General features: G+C 63.5%; 14 protein-coding genes and 1 pseudogene. 7 read left to right on the forward strand and 8 right to left on the reverse strand.

Features of this window, described 5'->3' with window-relative positions:
- The first annotated feature begins 108 nt into the window (after positions 1-108).
- The 4 genes from DFR24_RS16215 to DFR24_RS16230 all read left to right on the forward strand — a co-directional run bounded on the left by DFR24_RS16215 (position 109) and on the right by DFR24_RS16230 (position 4329).
- Positions 109-906, forward strand: coding sequence for a glutathione S-transferase family protein (locus tag DFR24_RS16215; RefSeq protein WP_133882423.1), 798 nt, complete (start codon positions 109-111; stop codon positions 904-906).
- The gene (locus DFR24_RS16220; RefSeq protein ID WP_281280180.1) at positions 896-1213 is read left to right on the forward strand and encodes a DUF485 domain-containing protein; all 318 of its coding nucleotides are present in this window, start codon (positions 896-898) and stop codon (positions 1211-1213) included. Before DFR24_RS16215 ends, DFR24_RS16220 begins: the two co-directional genes overlap by 11 nt.
- Positions 1198-2835 (forward strand): sodium:solute symporter family transporter, encoded by a 1638-nt coding sequence (locus DFR24_RS16225; protein ID WP_133882583.1) that lies wholly within the window; start codon positions 1198-1200, stop codon positions 2833-2835. Before DFR24_RS16220 ends, DFR24_RS16225 begins: the two co-directional genes overlap by 16 nt.
- 141 nt (positions 2836-2976) lie before the next feature.
- Complete coding sequence (locus DFR24_RS16230; RefSeq protein ID WP_133882425.1) at positions 2977-4329, forward strand: hypothetical protein; 1353 nt, start codon at positions 2977-2979, stop codon at positions 4327-4329.
- Between the two features lie 28 nt (positions 4330-4357).
- Here DFR24_RS16230 and DFR24_RS16235 read toward each other — a convergent pair whose 3' ends face one another.
- Both DFR24_RS16235 and DFR24_RS24470 read right to left on the reverse strand, forming a co-directional pair.
- Positions 4358-4846, reverse strand: a complete 489-nt coding sequence (locus DFR24_RS16235) for a winged helix-turn-helix transcriptional regulator (protein ID WP_133882426.1) — start codon at positions 4844-4846, stop codon at positions 4358-4360.
- Between the two features lie 113 nt (positions 4847-4959).
- Positions 4960-5133, reverse strand: a complete 174-nt coding sequence (locus DFR24_RS24470; protein WP_162851255.1) for a hypothetical protein — start codon at positions 5131-5133, stop codon at positions 4960-4962.
- Between the two features lie 291 nt (positions 5134-5424).
- On the opposite strand from DFR24_RS24470, the gene DFR24_RS16240 reads away from it, so the two are divergent.
- On the forward strand, positions 5425-6867 hold the full coding sequence (locus DFR24_RS16240; protein ID WP_133882427.1) for a hypothetical protein: 1443 nt from the start codon (positions 5425-5427) through the stop codon (positions 6865-6867).
- Between the two features lie 183 nt (positions 6868-7050).
- Complete coding sequence (locus DFR24_RS16245) at positions 7051-7899, forward strand: hypothetical protein (RefSeq protein ID WP_133882428.1); 849 nt, start codon at positions 7051-7053, stop codon at positions 7897-7899.
- On the opposite strand, the gene DFR24_RS16250 is transcribed toward DFR24_RS16245, so the two are convergent.
- Genes DFR24_RS16250 through DFR24_RS16255 form a run of 3 tightly spaced genes read right to left on the reverse strand, consistent with a single transcriptional unit; the run spans position 7872 to position 9926 of the window.
- Positions 7872-8753: a TniQ family protein gene (locus DFR24_RS16250; RefSeq protein ID WP_366518936.1), complete on the reverse strand. Its 882-nt coding sequence runs from the start codon at positions 8751-8753 to the stop codon at positions 7872-7874. The two genes, DFR24_RS16245 and DFR24_RS16250, sit on opposite strands and share 28 nt — an antisense overlap.
- Entirely contained in the window at positions 8638-9204 is a 567-nt protein-coding gene (locus DFR24_RS24965; protein ID WP_246051676.1) for a helix-turn-helix domain-containing protein, read from the reverse strand. Before DFR24_RS24965 ends, DFR24_RS16250 begins: the two co-directional genes overlap by 116 nt.
- A 2-nt stretch (positions 9205-9206) precedes the next feature.
- A complete protein-coding gene (locus tag DFR24_RS16255; RefSeq protein ID WP_133882430.1) occupies positions 9207-9926 on the reverse strand; it encodes a TnsA endonuclease N-terminal domain-containing protein in 720 nt (239 codons plus the stop codon).
- A gap of 139 nt (positions 9927-10065) precedes the next feature.
- Here DFR24_RS16255 and DFR24_RS16260 point away from each other — a divergent pair.
- Positions 10066-10734 (forward strand): annotated as a pseudogene (locus tag DFR24_RS16260) (ATP-binding protein); the annotation flags it as partial.
- Positions 10735-10783: 49 nt separating this feature from the next.
- Here DFR24_RS16260 and DFR24_RS16265 read toward each other — a convergent pair.
- The 3 genes from DFR24_RS16265 to DFR24_RS16275 all read right to left on the reverse strand — a co-directional run bounded on the left by DFR24_RS16265 (position 10784) and on the right by DFR24_RS16275 (position 13707).
- Positions 10784-11515, reverse strand: a complete 732-nt coding sequence (locus DFR24_RS16265; RefSeq protein WP_133882432.1) for a TorF family putative porin — start codon at positions 11513-11515, stop codon at positions 10784-10786.
- A gap of 253 nt (positions 11516-11768) precedes the next feature.
- The gene (locus tag DFR24_RS16270; protein ID WP_133882433.1) at positions 11769-12884 is read right to left on the reverse strand and encodes an outer membrane beta-barrel protein; all 1116 of its coding nucleotides are present in this window, start codon (positions 12882-12884) and stop codon (positions 11769-11771) included.
- A gap of 226 nt (positions 12885-13110) precedes the next feature.
- Positions 13111-13707 carry a c-type cytochrome gene (locus DFR24_RS16275; RefSeq protein ID WP_246051677.1) on the reverse strand — a complete coding sequence of 199 codons (597 nt, stop codon included), beginning with the start codon at positions 13705-13707 and terminating at the stop codon, positions 13111-13113.
- Positions 13708-13842: the final 135 nt, after the last annotated feature.

The following is a 13842-nucleotide window of genomic DNA, read 5'->3' on the forward strand; positions in this document are numbered from 1 at the left end:
AGAACGCCGGGGAGCGATCTGCGGTGGGCCTATGAGGTCGTACGCGGTCCCGTTCTCATCGAAGGGCGCGGCAACCGGAATCCTACCCTCGATGAAGCGGAGTCGCGCATGGCGTCCATCAGAATCCTGACCTACCTGCCCAACCCCCGCGTTTGGAAGGCGACGATCGCGGGGAGACTCTCGGGGGTCGAGGTCGACGTTCGCGGCGCGCCGGTGAGCGAGCTCTCGACGTGGCTGTGGGATTTCGATGCGCGTGCGCTGTCGAACACCGAACAGGAGGGAATGGCTCACCTGCGCCGCGGCGGCAAGACCGGCTTCAAGTCGGGTCTGTTCAAAAGCGATCGATTCCTGCGCCTGAATCCCTTCGGGACGGTTCCTGCCGCTTTCGATTCCAAGGGCACCGTGGGGGTCTTCGAATCGAACAGCATCATGCGAACGGTCGCTCGCCTGGGAAGAGCCGACAGCGGCCTGTACGGCAGCGACGCTTTCACCGCTTCGCGGATCGATGCGTTTCTCGACGCGAGCTTGATCTTCGGACGGGACACGCAGGCATACCTGCTCGGAATGTTGGGGCAGGACATCCTCGAGGCCGATCACGCCAGAGCTTCGCAAGCCTTCTGGACCTACATGGCCGGCATCGAATCGGCGCTCGGCAATGCGCCGTACGTCGCGGGCGAGTCCTTGTCGCTCGCCGACATCTGCTTCGTGTCGGAGCTCGCATTGCTGCACAACGAACTCAGAAACCGGGAACGCCTGGTCGACGCGAAACTGGTTCCGATCCTGGGTCGGGACGTGTGGAGCGCGTATCCGACGGCGATGAAGCATTTCCATGCCTTGGTCGACCGCGACGGATTCTCGGAGGACTGCGGTCCGTACATGAAGAAGGTCGGCGTCGTTGCGAAATGACGGCGGCGGTGCAGTTGGGACGAGTGGATCACGCTTCCGGAGGTCTCGAATGAAGAATCAGGCGCTGTCCTTCCTGCTCAGCGCAGGAGTGTGTGCGGCCTATTTCGGTCTGCTCGCGTTCGCGAGTCTGTACCCGGAAATCGCCAAGTCTTCGGCGATCGGAGCTTTGCCGTGGTCGATCGTCCTGGCGATGAGCGTGATCGTGTTGGCCGTGGCGCTCACCGTGCTCTACGTCCGTTTCGCCAATGCCGCCGACGCGCGCGCAGACGCATCGCCTGGCGACGCCGGTCGATGGTTCGGTTACTGAAGCGAGCCGGGATTCCCGCGACCCTCCTGGTCAGCGCCCCGGCGGCGACCGGAGCGGATGTCGCGGCGCGGGCCGGCGGCCACGGTCTGTCCGTCGCGATCTTCCTTTGCGTGATCCTAGCCACGGTCGGCATTACCGCGTGGGCGGCGCGTCGCACCAACACGCGCGAGGACCTGTACGCGGCTGGAGGCGGCATCGGCGGTGTGAAGAACGGCTTGGCGCTGGCCGGCGACTACATGTCGGCTGCTGCGTTCCTCGGCATCTCGTCGATGATCTACTCGGTAGGCTTCGACGGACTCGCCTACGCCGTCGGTTTCGTCGTCGGATGGCCGATCATCATGTTCCTGATCGCCGAGCGACTGCGGCGGCTAGGGCGATTCACCTTCACCGACGTGCTCGGCTATCGCCTTTCGGAAAAGCCCGTGCGCATCCTCGGGGCGAGCAGCTCCTTGGTCACGATCGCTTTCTATCTCATCGCGCAGATGGTCGGGGCCGGGCAGTTGGTCCGTTTGCTCTTCGGTCTCCCCTATGAGGTGGCGATCGTCCTCGTGGGCGTGCTGATGACGGCCTACGTCGCGTTCGGAGGCATGCTGGCGACGACCTGGGTTCAGATCGTCAAAGCCGTTCTGCTGCTGGGGGGCGCTTCGACCATGGCTCTGCTGGTATTGGCGCGCTTCGGCTTCTCCTACGACGCGCTGATCGACAGCGCCGTCGGAATCCATAAGGCCGGAGACGCGATCCTCACGGCAGGACCGATGCTCAAGGACCCGCTGAACGCGATCTCCTTGGGAATCGCGCTGATGTTCGGGACGGCGGGCCTGCCGCACATCCTCATGCGCTTCTTCACGGTCAACAACGTCTTCGAGGCGCGCAAGAGCATCGTCATCGCCGTCTCGCTGTTCGCGTTGTTCGTCGTTCTGATCTTCACCATCGGATACGGCGCCGTCACGCTGCTGCCGGGCGACGCCCGATACGTGGGCGCCGAGGGGGTGGTCGGCGGCAACAACATGGTGGCGATGCACGTCGCGGACGCCGTCGGCGGCAGCGCGTTCATGGGGTTCATGGCGGCGGTCGCCTTCGCGACGATCCTCGCGGTGGTGGCGGGTCTCACCCTGTCGGGAGCCACGGCGATCTCGCACGACCTATACGCCAGCGTGTTTCGCAAGGACCGGACGGTCGAGCGCGACGAACTGCTGATCTTCAAGTCGGCGACGGTGGGCATCGGCCTGGTGGCGATCGCGCTGGGGCTCCTCTTCAAAGACCAGAATGTCGCATTCATGGTCGGACTGGCCTTCGCCATAGCGGCGAGCGCCAACTTCCCGGTGCTGCTCCTGGCGATGAGCTGGCGGGGGCTGACTACCCGAGGAGCCTTGGTGGGCGGAAGCGTCGGTCTGGGCAGCGCAGTGGCGCTGACCGTCGCGGGACCCACCGTCTGGGTCAAGACCCTCGGCAACGCGGCGCCGCTGTTCCCGCTCGACTCTCCGGCGATCGTCTCGATGTCGCTCGGCTTTCTCGGATGCTGGCTGGCCTCGGTGACCGACCGGTCCGCACGGGGCGATGCCGACCGCACGGGGTTCGACCGCATGATCGGCTCCGCCTCGGGGCCGTCGAGCGCCCGCTGAGCTTCGCTGGGGACTTCGGCGTCCGGCTTGCCGTTTGCGATTTTGGTCAACGGCCCGTAATGCGGGGACAATCCAGAGCTCGACCGGTCCCTCGGCGCGCGAATCGCGCGCGCCGACGACCGTCGGCTACCGGGCACGCACATGGCGCATTTGACCGATATGGAAGAGCTGCTCGCGACGATCGAGTCGCAGCTGATTCGAAACTACATGCGCGAGGCGATGAGCTGCTACATGGCAGGCGCCTACCGCGGTTGCATTGTGCTCAGCTATATCGCTTTGTTCGACGATCTGCTGGACAAGTTGGGTAAGCTCGCCGGCATCAACAGCGCCGCGAAAACGATCTACAACGAGGCCAAGAAGAGAAAGGACGACCAGGATGTCTTCGAAAGCTTCCTGATCGACCAGCTTGGATCCAAGAATCTCCTTTCCGGCCTCGACGCTGCATTTCTCGATACCTTGAGGAGTTTGCGGAACAAGTCAGCACATCCGTCCGGTCACACGCCTTCGCCGGAAGAGGCGCGCTTCATCTTTTACGAATCGATCACTCGTTTCCTAGCCCGCCCCATCCTTTCGACGACGCAACTGGTCGACGAGTTGATTCAACGGATGTCGAACAGCAACGTCTTCCCCAGCTCCGCCGTCCCGGATCTCGCAGCGATCGTTCAGAACGAGATCGAGACCCTACACGAGGAGGCGATACCACAGCTTGTGGCCAAGCTCGTAAAGTGTGTCATCGACACCGATGCTGTCGTGCAACGGAACTCGACGCTTTTCCTCGTAGGCTTGGCGGGATTGAAAAAAGGACCAGCAAAGGAAGCCTTGACCAAAAAGCTGCTCGAAGCCAAGGCCGACGCGACACAGTACGCGGCCTCCATCCTTGGCGTGCTCACGGCCGACGGCTCGTTGGCTGGGGCGCTGTCCGGCGTGCATCTGACGCGGGTGAAAAGCCTGCTGGCGGCCCAGATCGTTTCGCCGAAGGTTCCGGCGGACGAATATGAATTGGGCCATCCCGTCTCGATCGTAGCGTCCATCGTCGAGTCCCTCGACGAGACCACGCTGCTCGCGTCTTTCAAGGAAGAGATCGAACGCCTGTTTGAAAAGCGGCCGTACTCGTCGAAGCTGGGTGAAGCCGTGAAGAAGCACACGGTGCTGGCCGAGATGTGGGTCGCTACCCTGTTCGAGAATGCAGGCTCGAGTACGTTCGACATCGCTAATGCTTTCGCGGTGAGCGTCTCGAGGATCGATGGTGTGTTGGCATCGGCCATCACGAACGAAAAGGCCTTTCACTTCGTTGTCGCCGTGTGTCGTGCGGCCGATTGGAATGCTTACAGTTCGAAGGACTTGGTTTCGAAAAAGTTCGTCACGGTCCCGGCCGTCCGGGCGAAGGCAATTTCCTACCTCAACGCGAAGAAGAAAACGGCCAAAGCCTACTTGGAAACGCAGCTATCGATCGATATGAAGGCGTCGGCATTTGTCGCTGCCCATTTGACTTAGCCTTGGGGAGGAGCCGGACTGCGGCAGGTCAAGCGTCGCGGATCCGAGTCCGACGTTCCGCCTTGAACCTCTTCCCGAGACGCACGGCAATGTCGGCTGCGCCGTAACGCTCGCCGCAGTGCTCGCAGATCGCCCCGGTGCCGGGCGAGTGCCCGCACCGACGGTGCACGATTTCCTGCGCCGGTTCGACACCCGACCTAAAGCCGCCCCACTTCTCGCCCCAGGCTTTCAGACTCAACAGGAAAGGAAGCAGATCCGATCCGCTCGGAGTGAGACGATACTCGTACCGCGTCGCGTGGTCTTCGCAAGGATGGCGGACTACGATGCCGTCCTTCTCCAGCCGCTTGAGACGGGTGGACAGCAGGTGAGATGAAGCGCCGGTCTGAAGCTGGATCGCCTCGAAGCGGACGTTGCCCAGAAACAGCTCGCGAAGGATCAGTCCGGTCCATCGGTCTCCCACGACGGCCAGGGCGCGCGCGATGGCGCACGAGGTGTCGGCAACGTCTGACCAGCTCATACGGGGACTGTGGACCGAAGAATGGAATGACAGAAATCATGTTAAAGCCCGCGACGGTCGCCGTGCGTGGGCACGGCGGGCTTTCTCCTGTTCGCTTTCCGTGACCGGGCCGGTCAGTGAACGGCTTCGTTCTCGGCGGGCGACTCGACTTCCAATCCCAACGCCCCGAACACCACTTCGAAGACGACTGCGACGTGAGCCAAGTCGCCCGGACCCGGAATCGAGATCTCGGTCGTGGCGTCGCGCTCGTCTTCGAGCACCAGGCGGATGAGGCGGATTCGGTTCATCTCGTTCTCCTGCGGATGGATGCAGGGTGACGACCCTTGCCTCGATGCGCCAGCGTGCGAACGCACGCTCGTCTTCGCCGATAGACTTCCATAAGCCGCGTCGATCGCGGTATCCGAATAATCGATTGGAGGCTCCGGGAATCGCCCACTACGATCGGTCCCGATGAACAAAGTGCGCCCCTTCGCATCGCCGCGTCGTGGGCGCGGACGAAAAGGGACGCGGGATCGCTCCGAAGGGGCTTTCGGCAGCGTCGCGGGTCGTCGCGACGGAATTGTCGGATCGAGGCGCGCGTGATCGACGTGATCCACATGGCACTGCCCATGGACGGCCGGGTGTGGCGTGTCGAGTGGCTCGGCGAAGTGCGTCGGAATCCGTTTTCGCCCCGAGAGCTCGAGGTTCGGGTCGCATTTCGCCGGATGAAGGTACGGCCGGCGGAAGGCACCGGAACCTCCGTGCAGACCGTGCACATCGGCGTCGGCGCTCTATGCCGATTGGCGCCGGGGACGTTGTGGAAGGACGGCCGATTCGTCGGCGAAGACCGTGCGGAGCGGTTGAGCTGTCACGTGGAACTGAACCCGGCGGCGAAGAACGCCGACGCGATCGAATACCCGATCTTCTCCGCCGGCAGGAAGCATCGAGCCGAGAGCTTCGGCGGTCTGCAGATTCCGGCCGACATGTCCGGCGGCCACGTCATGCGGATCAAGCTCGGGCGGCGCAGCGGCCGCGCGCGCGAGATCCTGATCCCGCTGTTCGAGATCGCGCGCTCGTGGTTCCTTCGCGATACGGAGCTGACGCTGCGTTTGCTTTCCGCGCCTATCGAGTCGGCCGTGAGCGCTCTTTACGATCCTTATCGGTCAATCGTCCAAGCCGATCGGACCGTGCTTGCCGTCAAACCGGGCCTTTCCGAAGGAACGATCCCGGTGCTGGCGATGCTTGCCCGCGACGAATACGCGCGATCAATGGCGGGCCGGATGGTCAATCGCATCGTCAGGGCGCATCTGACCGACTCGAAGACCGGAGTGGAGGCATTGCCGCCCCTGCGTGATCGCTGGCGAATCGAAGCGCTCGGTGCATGGGGTGAGAAGAAGGACCGCGACCGGTTCTACGTGCATCGGATGGTCGCGGTGCAGCTGCCGCCGCTCGGCGACATCGAGTGGTTTCCTCTCGACGAGGACGCGGAACCCGGCTCAGTGGGAGGATCGTCCGATCCGGCCGACAGCGCGCGAGAGAGGTCCGAGCGGCGCTCGCTCCTGAGGGTGATTCACCACTCCGATCCCTCGGCGCGCCGCGGACGGCCGAAGACGACCGTCGACGCGGCGCCTTTCATCGATCCTCCCAGAGTGACGCGGCGCGAACGCGAAAAAGCAGTGGAAGGCGCATCGCGAGATCCGCCGCGCAAAGCCGTCGAAACGGTCGACACGGAGGAAGAGGCAGCTACTGGCGCCCCGACGTCGTACGGAGAGGGCCTTTTGGGATTCGGGTACGAGTCGCCCGCGTCCGACGGTTCTTCCTCCAAGTCGTTCCTCGCTGCAGGACTGAAGCCGATGCTTGCGATCCTTCGGTTGCTCGAGAAGCAGGATGTCCGGCAATTCGGAGGCCGAGTAGAGATAGTCCGTAGCGATCTTCCTAATGTCGGAGGTGCCGTGGTTGGATTTGCGGGACTTGCCCGGCTGTTTGGGCATATCGATCGCAAAACCCGCCGATCTGGCGAATCCCACGAAGGCGAAAAGTGACGCGCGGTAGCCAGGCGAGGTTTTAAGAAAACGGCGCACCTGCGACGAGTCGAGATTGGCGCCGGCGGACGATTTCACCAGCTCGACCGCCGCACGCGCGGCGAGTCGGATCGAGCGCGTGCTCCGACTGTTGCCGTCGTCGCTCAAGCCTTGTGATTCGACGAACTGTTCGACCAGCGCGAGATGAGGGCTCGCCGAGATCTCCGCGAGTCCGGCGGCGATGCGTCTGCGGTCGGAAGCGTCTTCGGCCTGCTGCCGGGTCGGGACTGGAAGTTTGATCTGATGCAGGAACGTCATGACGAGTTCCGCCTTGCGCAGCTCTGCGGCCGAAAACCGCTCGAGGAAGATTGCTGTCGTCATTCGCGTCGGTTCGGCCACGATAGTTTCCAGCGTTTGAAAGGTCGCCAGATGCGCCCGCAGCCCCAGTACGATCTTTGTGTGGGGCTGGCGATCACTCAGCCACGTGACGAATCGTTCGAATACTTCGCGCCAGGTTTCTTCCTCCAGACCGAGTTTCAGCAGGTTCGTCTGCCGGACGAGCCGGGCAGCCCAGTAGGCCTCCTGATCCGCGATGTTCCTTTCGGCGTTGAGCGGATCGGCAATGCACTGAATGCAGACCGGTCGGCCGTCTTCGGTGTGCAGAGCGGTCCTTCGATAACGTCTGCAGCGGGAGCATGTAGCGTAGCCCACGGGCGGAGCTGGCTTCTTCGGGCGCGGATCGAAATGGCGGCGGCAGCGGGTGCAGACCACACCGTCGGCCGTACGCATGGCCGCTCGCGCCGTCGGCCGTTCGCATCGGATACAGGTGCGCGTCTTGGCGTCGCACAGCCGGCACAAGCCTGTCCCCTCCGAGCGGTGTACGCGCGCGCGACCCAGGCACAGCCTGCAGGCGACCACTACGAAGTCTCGGTGGTAACAAGTTTCGCAGTAGCCGACGCCGCGGAAAATGCGCTTGGCTTTTGTCAGCGCTTCGCCACAGCCTCCGCAGTCGGTCGGACGCAGCCTCATTCGCCGCATCCGGGCGGCACGTGACGCAGGGTCGAAAAATAGTCTTCGAACGAGACGCGCTCGAACGCCGATTTGTAGGTTTCGAGTGTCGGCCTACGCGGCGGATGCCTCGTGCGGCGCGCGCGGGGAAAATGCGGAAGACGCGCGATCGCAGAATCGAACCAAGACGGCGCTCCGGTTCTGCGCAGATCCATCACGCGAGTTCTCGACACTCCGAACTCGTCACACGCCTTCAGAAAATCGTCGGGCCATGTGCGCAGAAGCGCGAAGCAAAATGGAATCGCCCATCGCCGCACGCCGATGCGCGCGGTTTCCAGGGTGTCGAACGGTTCCCGTTCCGTCGACGGCATCGGCGACGGGATGTCGAACTCGTTGGCGAAGCCTTCGGGAAGTCGAGCGCTCGTCACCCAGGAGAACAAGCGGCGGACCGCGAGGATCGCGTCGCGAAAGGTCGCGCGCTCGGAACCCACGTGCATTGAGCCGTCGCGGTATAGGGCGCTCGCCGCGCGGCAGACCTCCCGTTCGGGTTCGGTGAGCGGGTCGGGAAGAGCGGAAAGGTTCTTCCAGCACTCGCTGCACTTGCGCGCGTCGCCGTCCGGTCGACGGTGAGGCATCAGGGGCGCGTCGCAGTGGGGACAGGCGTCCCGCAATGCGATCCCGTGCCGCGCGCAGCCGAACTGCAAAGCGAAACGCCACTGCGCCCGCAGATACGGATCTTCGTCGTCTTCCAGACATTTCGGGCAGTACTGCATCCCGTGGGACTTACGGGTTCGATGGTAGACCCCGTGCGCCAGCAGGCCCGGTGTGATGCCGCGGGAATCGGACGGCGCGAAAGCGGACCATCGTTCGCGCGACGTAGACCACCAGCTGTTCGAGATTCTCCGGGCTCTTCCCCTCCGGCAGCAGATCGAATCCGAGCGTCGGATTCTCCAGGCGCGTCTTTCGCATCATCGCCACCGGCGACTCGAGCGTTCGGGCATCGCGGAGGCGCCTGTAGACCGTGGGCACCGACATCTTGAGCTTCTCCGCTACTTTCTCGACGTCCTCGACGGTTCTCGTCGATTGCCGCATCAGGGCCTCGATGACGTCGTAGGTCTTCTCGGCCTTCGCCCATTTCTCGGCGCTGACCTTCGAAGCGTCCGGTCGACCGTTCCTGCGTTGGGCATGACCGGGTAGAAGTGCGAGATCGCCGATCTCGAGCATCTCCGTCCGATGGGTCTCCAGATTGAAGACGACCCACTGGCCCGGATCGATGATGCGTTCGATGCGGTAGTTCGAGTTCCGAGCCTGGACGATCGAGCCGACCTTGAGCTTCAGCGTGCCGCTCATCGTCACCATCCCCGCCTGGCTTTAGGCAAGGGAACCGCTGCGCTTCTCAACCAGCGCCTGCACCAGGGTCTCTCCGGCCAGAAGCCTGGCGGGCCGAGGACCGTGTCGTAGCCGATCGGCTTGAACAGATCCGCTTCGATCTGGCCGCCGCAGATCAGGTTGTAGAGGCGGCTTAGATTCTCGGCGCGGGAGTCCGGCCACCAACGTTCCAGCTCCGACAACGCATTACGGAAGCTGAGCCCAGGTCGGGCGATCAGGTGGGCTGCGATCCTGGCTTGCTCGTCGGCAGCGAAGTGATGTGTGCGATGAAGTCGCAGTCCTCGGATGGTGGTGAGGTACGGGGTGCGGATCTCCGCGTCCGTGTAGATCCGAAAGATCCAGCCGTTCCGTCGCGCATGCCCGGTCGCGATGCGGAAGCGGGCGCGCAACTCTGCCCACTGCGTCTTCAGATCTTCCCGAGTTTTGACCTCGACCAGCATTGGCTTGCGCCCGATGTCGCCTCGAAAGCGAACCAGGCACTCCGGGGTGTATTTGGTCGCGTGGCCCTTCGCGTTGGTGTAGCGGAGGACGATTTCCTGGGCCTGGATCGACTCGATGGTCCGCTGGTGGGTCATCAGCGTGTAGAAGTCCCTCTCCGGTCCCCCTACGAACGGAATCGATTCGCCCCTCCCCGAATTCACCTCGCCGGTGATGTGGAGCCAATTGATAGGCGTTTTTGGCACGTTTCCCTTCCTGAAACGAGATCACTTATCTATGTAGATTTGTATTCGTTATCACCTATCTGTGTGCATTATTCTCAATCAGACGTGTGAAAACCGGCCGATTCTAGGGGGTTGTTCTCAAATTGGCTCGAATCTCACAGGAGGCTCGATTCCGCGGCCGGGCGAAGTGACTCTCTCGCACCGGGGAATTTTGTTCCTGGACGAGCTCCCGGAGTTCGACCGAGGCGTGCTCGAAGTACTGCGCGAGCCGCTCGAAAGCGGGCAGATCACGATTTCGCGGGCCGCGCGGCAGTCGGATTTCCCGGCCCGGTTTCAGTTGGTCGCGGCGATGAATCCCTGCCCATGCGGGTATCTGGGCGATGTATCGGGGAAGTGCCGCTGCAGCCCCGATCAGGTCGGTCGCTATCGCGGCAGGATTTCGGGGCCGCTGCTGGACCGGATCGACTTGCAGTTGTTCGTGCCGCGCGTCGAGCGCGAGGCGCTGATCGCGGCGGTCGATCCGGGCGCCGAGAGCAGCGAGCACGTGCGCAGTCGCGTCACGGCCGCGAGCCGGCGCCAGGCCGAGCGGGCGGGCAAGCCCAACGCACAACTGACGCCGCGCGAGATCGAGCGCGATTGCCCGGTCGATGCCCAGACCCGCGGGCTGCTCGAAGCCGCGATGACGCGGATGGGCTTGTCGGCGCGCGCCTATCACCGCGTGCTCAAGGTGGCGCGGACGATTGCGGATCTCGCCGGTGCGCAGGCGCTCGCGGCCGGTCACGTCGGCGAGGCGCTGAGGTTGCGCGAACTGGATCGCGGCCAGATCTGAAAAAAGAAAAGGGCCCCGAAGGGCCCTTTTCGATGCGTGTCGAGACGACTTACATCTCGAACGACTTCTTGAAGCCCACCACGACCTGCGGGTCGTCGTCGAAATCGCCTTCGTTGATGTCGGTGTCGATGAGCTGCAGCGTGAAGGTCATGCCGCCGTCGAGCGTCTTCGAGATGCCGATGCTGTAGTCGATGTACGTGTCTTCGCTCGTGCCCGGATCGAAGGTCTGCAGGAAGCGCTCGATCTCGTCGCCGCTGTACATGCCGACGCTGGCGGTGAAGTTGATCGAGTCGTTGATCGGCAGCGCCAGCGTACCCAGCAGGTAGCCGGCTTCCTTGGCTTCATCGTCGCCGATGAAGAAGTTGGCTTCGTCCGCGTAGTAGTACTTCAGCGCGACGGGGCCGTACGACAGGCCGCCGTAGACTTCGAGCGTGTTGAGCTTGGCGTCGACTTCGTCCTCTTCCGAGTACCAGTAGAAGATGCCACCGATGTCGTAACCCAGATCGCCGATCTTCCCCGCGAAACCGCCGTAGCCGTCGACTTCCGTACCGCCCGACGCGCCGCCGAAGCCGATCGTGGATGCCCACGTACCGACGTACAGGCCGGAGTCATGGCTGTAGTCGAGGCCACCTTGCACCGCGGCGCCCGAACCCTGGGAGACGCCACGGAAGACGTACTCGCTGAACGCGCCGACGTTGCCGGTGAACGCGGCGAACGCGCTCGGGCTCGCGATCATCCCCGCGCCGATCAGCGAACCGGCCACCCATTTGCTGAATTTCATCTCGAATTTCTCTCCTGAAGGTCTTGAGCAAGTAAAAGAAGAGCACCCCCTGGACGAGCACTCCCTCGGCGATCAAGGCAACGCCCATGCCGATTCGAAAACTTCCTTCGAATCAAGATGCTGAGATGGAGGTGTTGGTGGCGATGCCCCCGTGAGGGTGCCAGTGCCCCGTAGTGGGGCATGCACGCGCGCACAAAAAAAGGGCCGCGCGGATGCGCGGCCCCTCGACCTGCAAGAGCTGACAGCGTGACGCTTAGAACTTCAGGATGGCCTTGAGCGTGCCGGTGTACTGGTCGTCCTCAGGCGCTCCGTCGATCGGCGCGAACACTTCGTTGTTCAGGCTGCCGGAGACCTTGTCCGCGCGGGCTTCGGCCAGCAGCTCGAGGTTGTCGGTGACCGCGTACGCCAAGGTCACGGTGTTCTCGCGCAGGTAGGTGTCGCCCTGGCCCGCATCGTCGTCGGCGCTGATGTACTCGCTGCGCAGCGCGACGCGGAACTTCGGCGAGAGCTTGAGGCCGACGTAGCCCGCCACGCCGTATACCTCGAAGCTGCCGCCGCCGACTTCTTCGGTGTTGAAGTAGTCGGCATTCAGACCCAGATAGAGCGCGTCCGTGACGTTCAGGTTGACGACCAGGTCGAGCGTGTCGCTGCGCAGATTGGCGTCGTCGGCTTCATTGCCGGGAGTGGTCAGATCGTCGATGGAGGACGAATCTTCGTTGCCGGAGTAGCCGGTCAGGTAGATCGACAGGTTCTTGGCCGGGGTCAGCGCGAGCTGGGCTTCGATCGTCGTGTCGGTGTTGTTCTCGTCGAACTCGGTGGTCGCGAACTGCGCGTTGTTGAGTCCGAGCGAGACCGACGCCAGATCGTTGATCTTGTACGTGGCGCGGACGCCTTCATGCGTCAGCGGCTGCAGGAAGAACAGCGCGGAACGGCTGGCGTTGAGGTTGCCGGCCGAGTTGATCACTTCCATGCCGGCGAGGGTCACGTAGCGACCACCGATCAGCGAGAGGTTGCCGGCCGTGTACGACAGGAAGCCCTGGACCACGTCGACTTCGTCGCCACCACCGCTGGTGATCTGCGCATCGTCGCCGAGCAGGACGTTGACCGTGGCGCCCACGCCGCCGTCGAACGCCTTGCTGGCGGTCAGGTTGGCCTGGTGGAACGAGAAGGCGTCCTTCTCGACATCGAAGACGCGGCCGGTGACGGCGTCGTTCGGCGACCAGTCATACGAGGCGTCGAACGAGCCGCCCAAGGTGATGCCGGAATTACCGAGCACGTCCGACAGCGTCGGGCCAGCCGCATGTGCCTGCGGTCCAATAAATGCCGCTGCAACAACAGCCGAGCTCATCAGTACCTGTGTGAATCGCATGGGTGCCTCCTGAGGTAGTTTTTGTCACCGCCGCCGCAGAGCGCGCACGACGATTCTTTTGGCCTTGCCTACTCGACGGCGCGCGAACGCGCTGCGCCTCCGGATCAGGCCAGTCCGGTTGTCCCGTGGTTATCCATGCTTTGAGTCTTTAGCCCGAATCCCCACGAGACGGGCGCCTCGATCCCACTGATGCCGCAGCTGTGGCGGCCCCTCTCCCCGGCGGCTTTTAAATGCCGCTCTGCTTCAACATCGCTCCGACGGCGGCTTTCATCTCGTCGTCGGACAAATCCGGACTGCCGCCACGAGGCGGCATGGAATTCTTGCCCTTGATGGCTGCGGCGGTCAGGCCCTCGAGTCCGCCTTCTGCGGCGGCGCGCGCCGACCATGCGGCCTTGTCGCCTTCCTTGGGCGCACCCAGCACGCCAGCCACATGGCAGGCGTTGCAGACCTTGGCCAGCACCTCGTCTCCGGAGTACGGAGCGCGGGCGACCTTGGCGGAAACCTTGACGAGAGCGGCGGGGTCGGTGACGACCGTGCCGACCGGGCGAATGCGTTCTTCGAGCTTGGCGACTTCTTCCGGCTCAGGCGCATGAGCCGGGACGAGCGTGCGGGCCGCGGCAATGCAGACGAAGAAGAAAGCTCCCAAAGCCGCCAATACGGCGCCGAAAGTGGCGACGAAGACCTTGTCGTGATCCTTGTGTTCCAAAACCCAGCTCCCTGCGGACATTAGGTAACCCAGTGCCCGGAAGTATAAGCGCAGGCTGTGCGCCGCGGTACCTGCCTGTCGCCACGACGGCCCGGTTTCCTTTCGTCCGCCTTTCAATGAGGGGGCTGCGCTCCGTGGCGCGGCTCGGGGCCCGGACCCGCTGCGCGCAGCGTCGGTCGTCGGATGCATTCTTGTCCGGTGTTTCGCGCCTCAGTATCCTTGTTCGCTATGTCTTCCCTCTCTCTCCCGGCT

This window comes from Panacagrimonas perspica, from assembly GCF_004364935.1.
In the GTDB taxonomy this organism is placed as follows: Bacteria; Pseudomonadota; Gammaproteobacteria; order Nevskiales; family Nevskiaceae; genus Panacagrimonas; species Panacagrimonas perspica.

Excerpts from the sequence above, each read along its gene's own strand:
- DFR24_RS16215 (WP_133882423.1), top strand. The coding sequence starts at position 109 with ATGGCGTCCATCAGAATCCTGACCTACCTGCCCAACCCCCGCGTTTGG.
- DFR24_RS16225 (WP_133882583.1), top strand. The coding sequence starts at position 1,198 with ATGGTTCGGTTACTGAAGCGAGCCGGGATTCCCGCGACCCTCCTGGTC.
- DFR24_RS16230 (WP_133882425.1), top strand. The coding sequence starts at position 2,977 with ATGGCGCATTTGACCGATATGGAAGAGCTGCTCGCGACGATCGAGTCG.
- DFR24_RS16235 (WP_133882426.1), bottom strand. The coding sequence starts at position 4,846 with ATGAGCTGGTCAGACGTTGCCGACACCTCGTGCGCCATCGCGCGCGCC.
- DFR24_RS24470 (WP_162851255.1), bottom strand. The coding sequence starts at position 5,133 with ATGAACCGAATCCGCCTCATCCGCCTGGTGCTCGAAGACGAGCGCGAC.
- DFR24_RS16245 (WP_133882428.1), top strand. The coding sequence starts at position 7,051 with ATGAGGGCTCGCCGAGATCTCCGCGAGTCCGGCGGCGATGCGTCTGCG.
- DFR24_RS24965 (WP_246051676.1), bottom strand. The coding sequence starts at position 9,204 with ATGAGCGGCACGCTGAAGCTCAAGGTCGGCTCGATCGTCCAGGCTCGG.
- DFR24_RS16265 (WP_133882432.1), bottom strand. The coding sequence starts at position 11,515 with ATGAAATTCAGCAAATGGGTGGCCGGTTCGCTGATCGGCGCGGGGATG.
- DFR24_RS16270 (WP_133882433.1), bottom strand. The coding sequence starts at position 12,884 with ATGCGATTCACACAGGTACTGATGAGCTCGGCTGTTGTTGCAGCGGCA.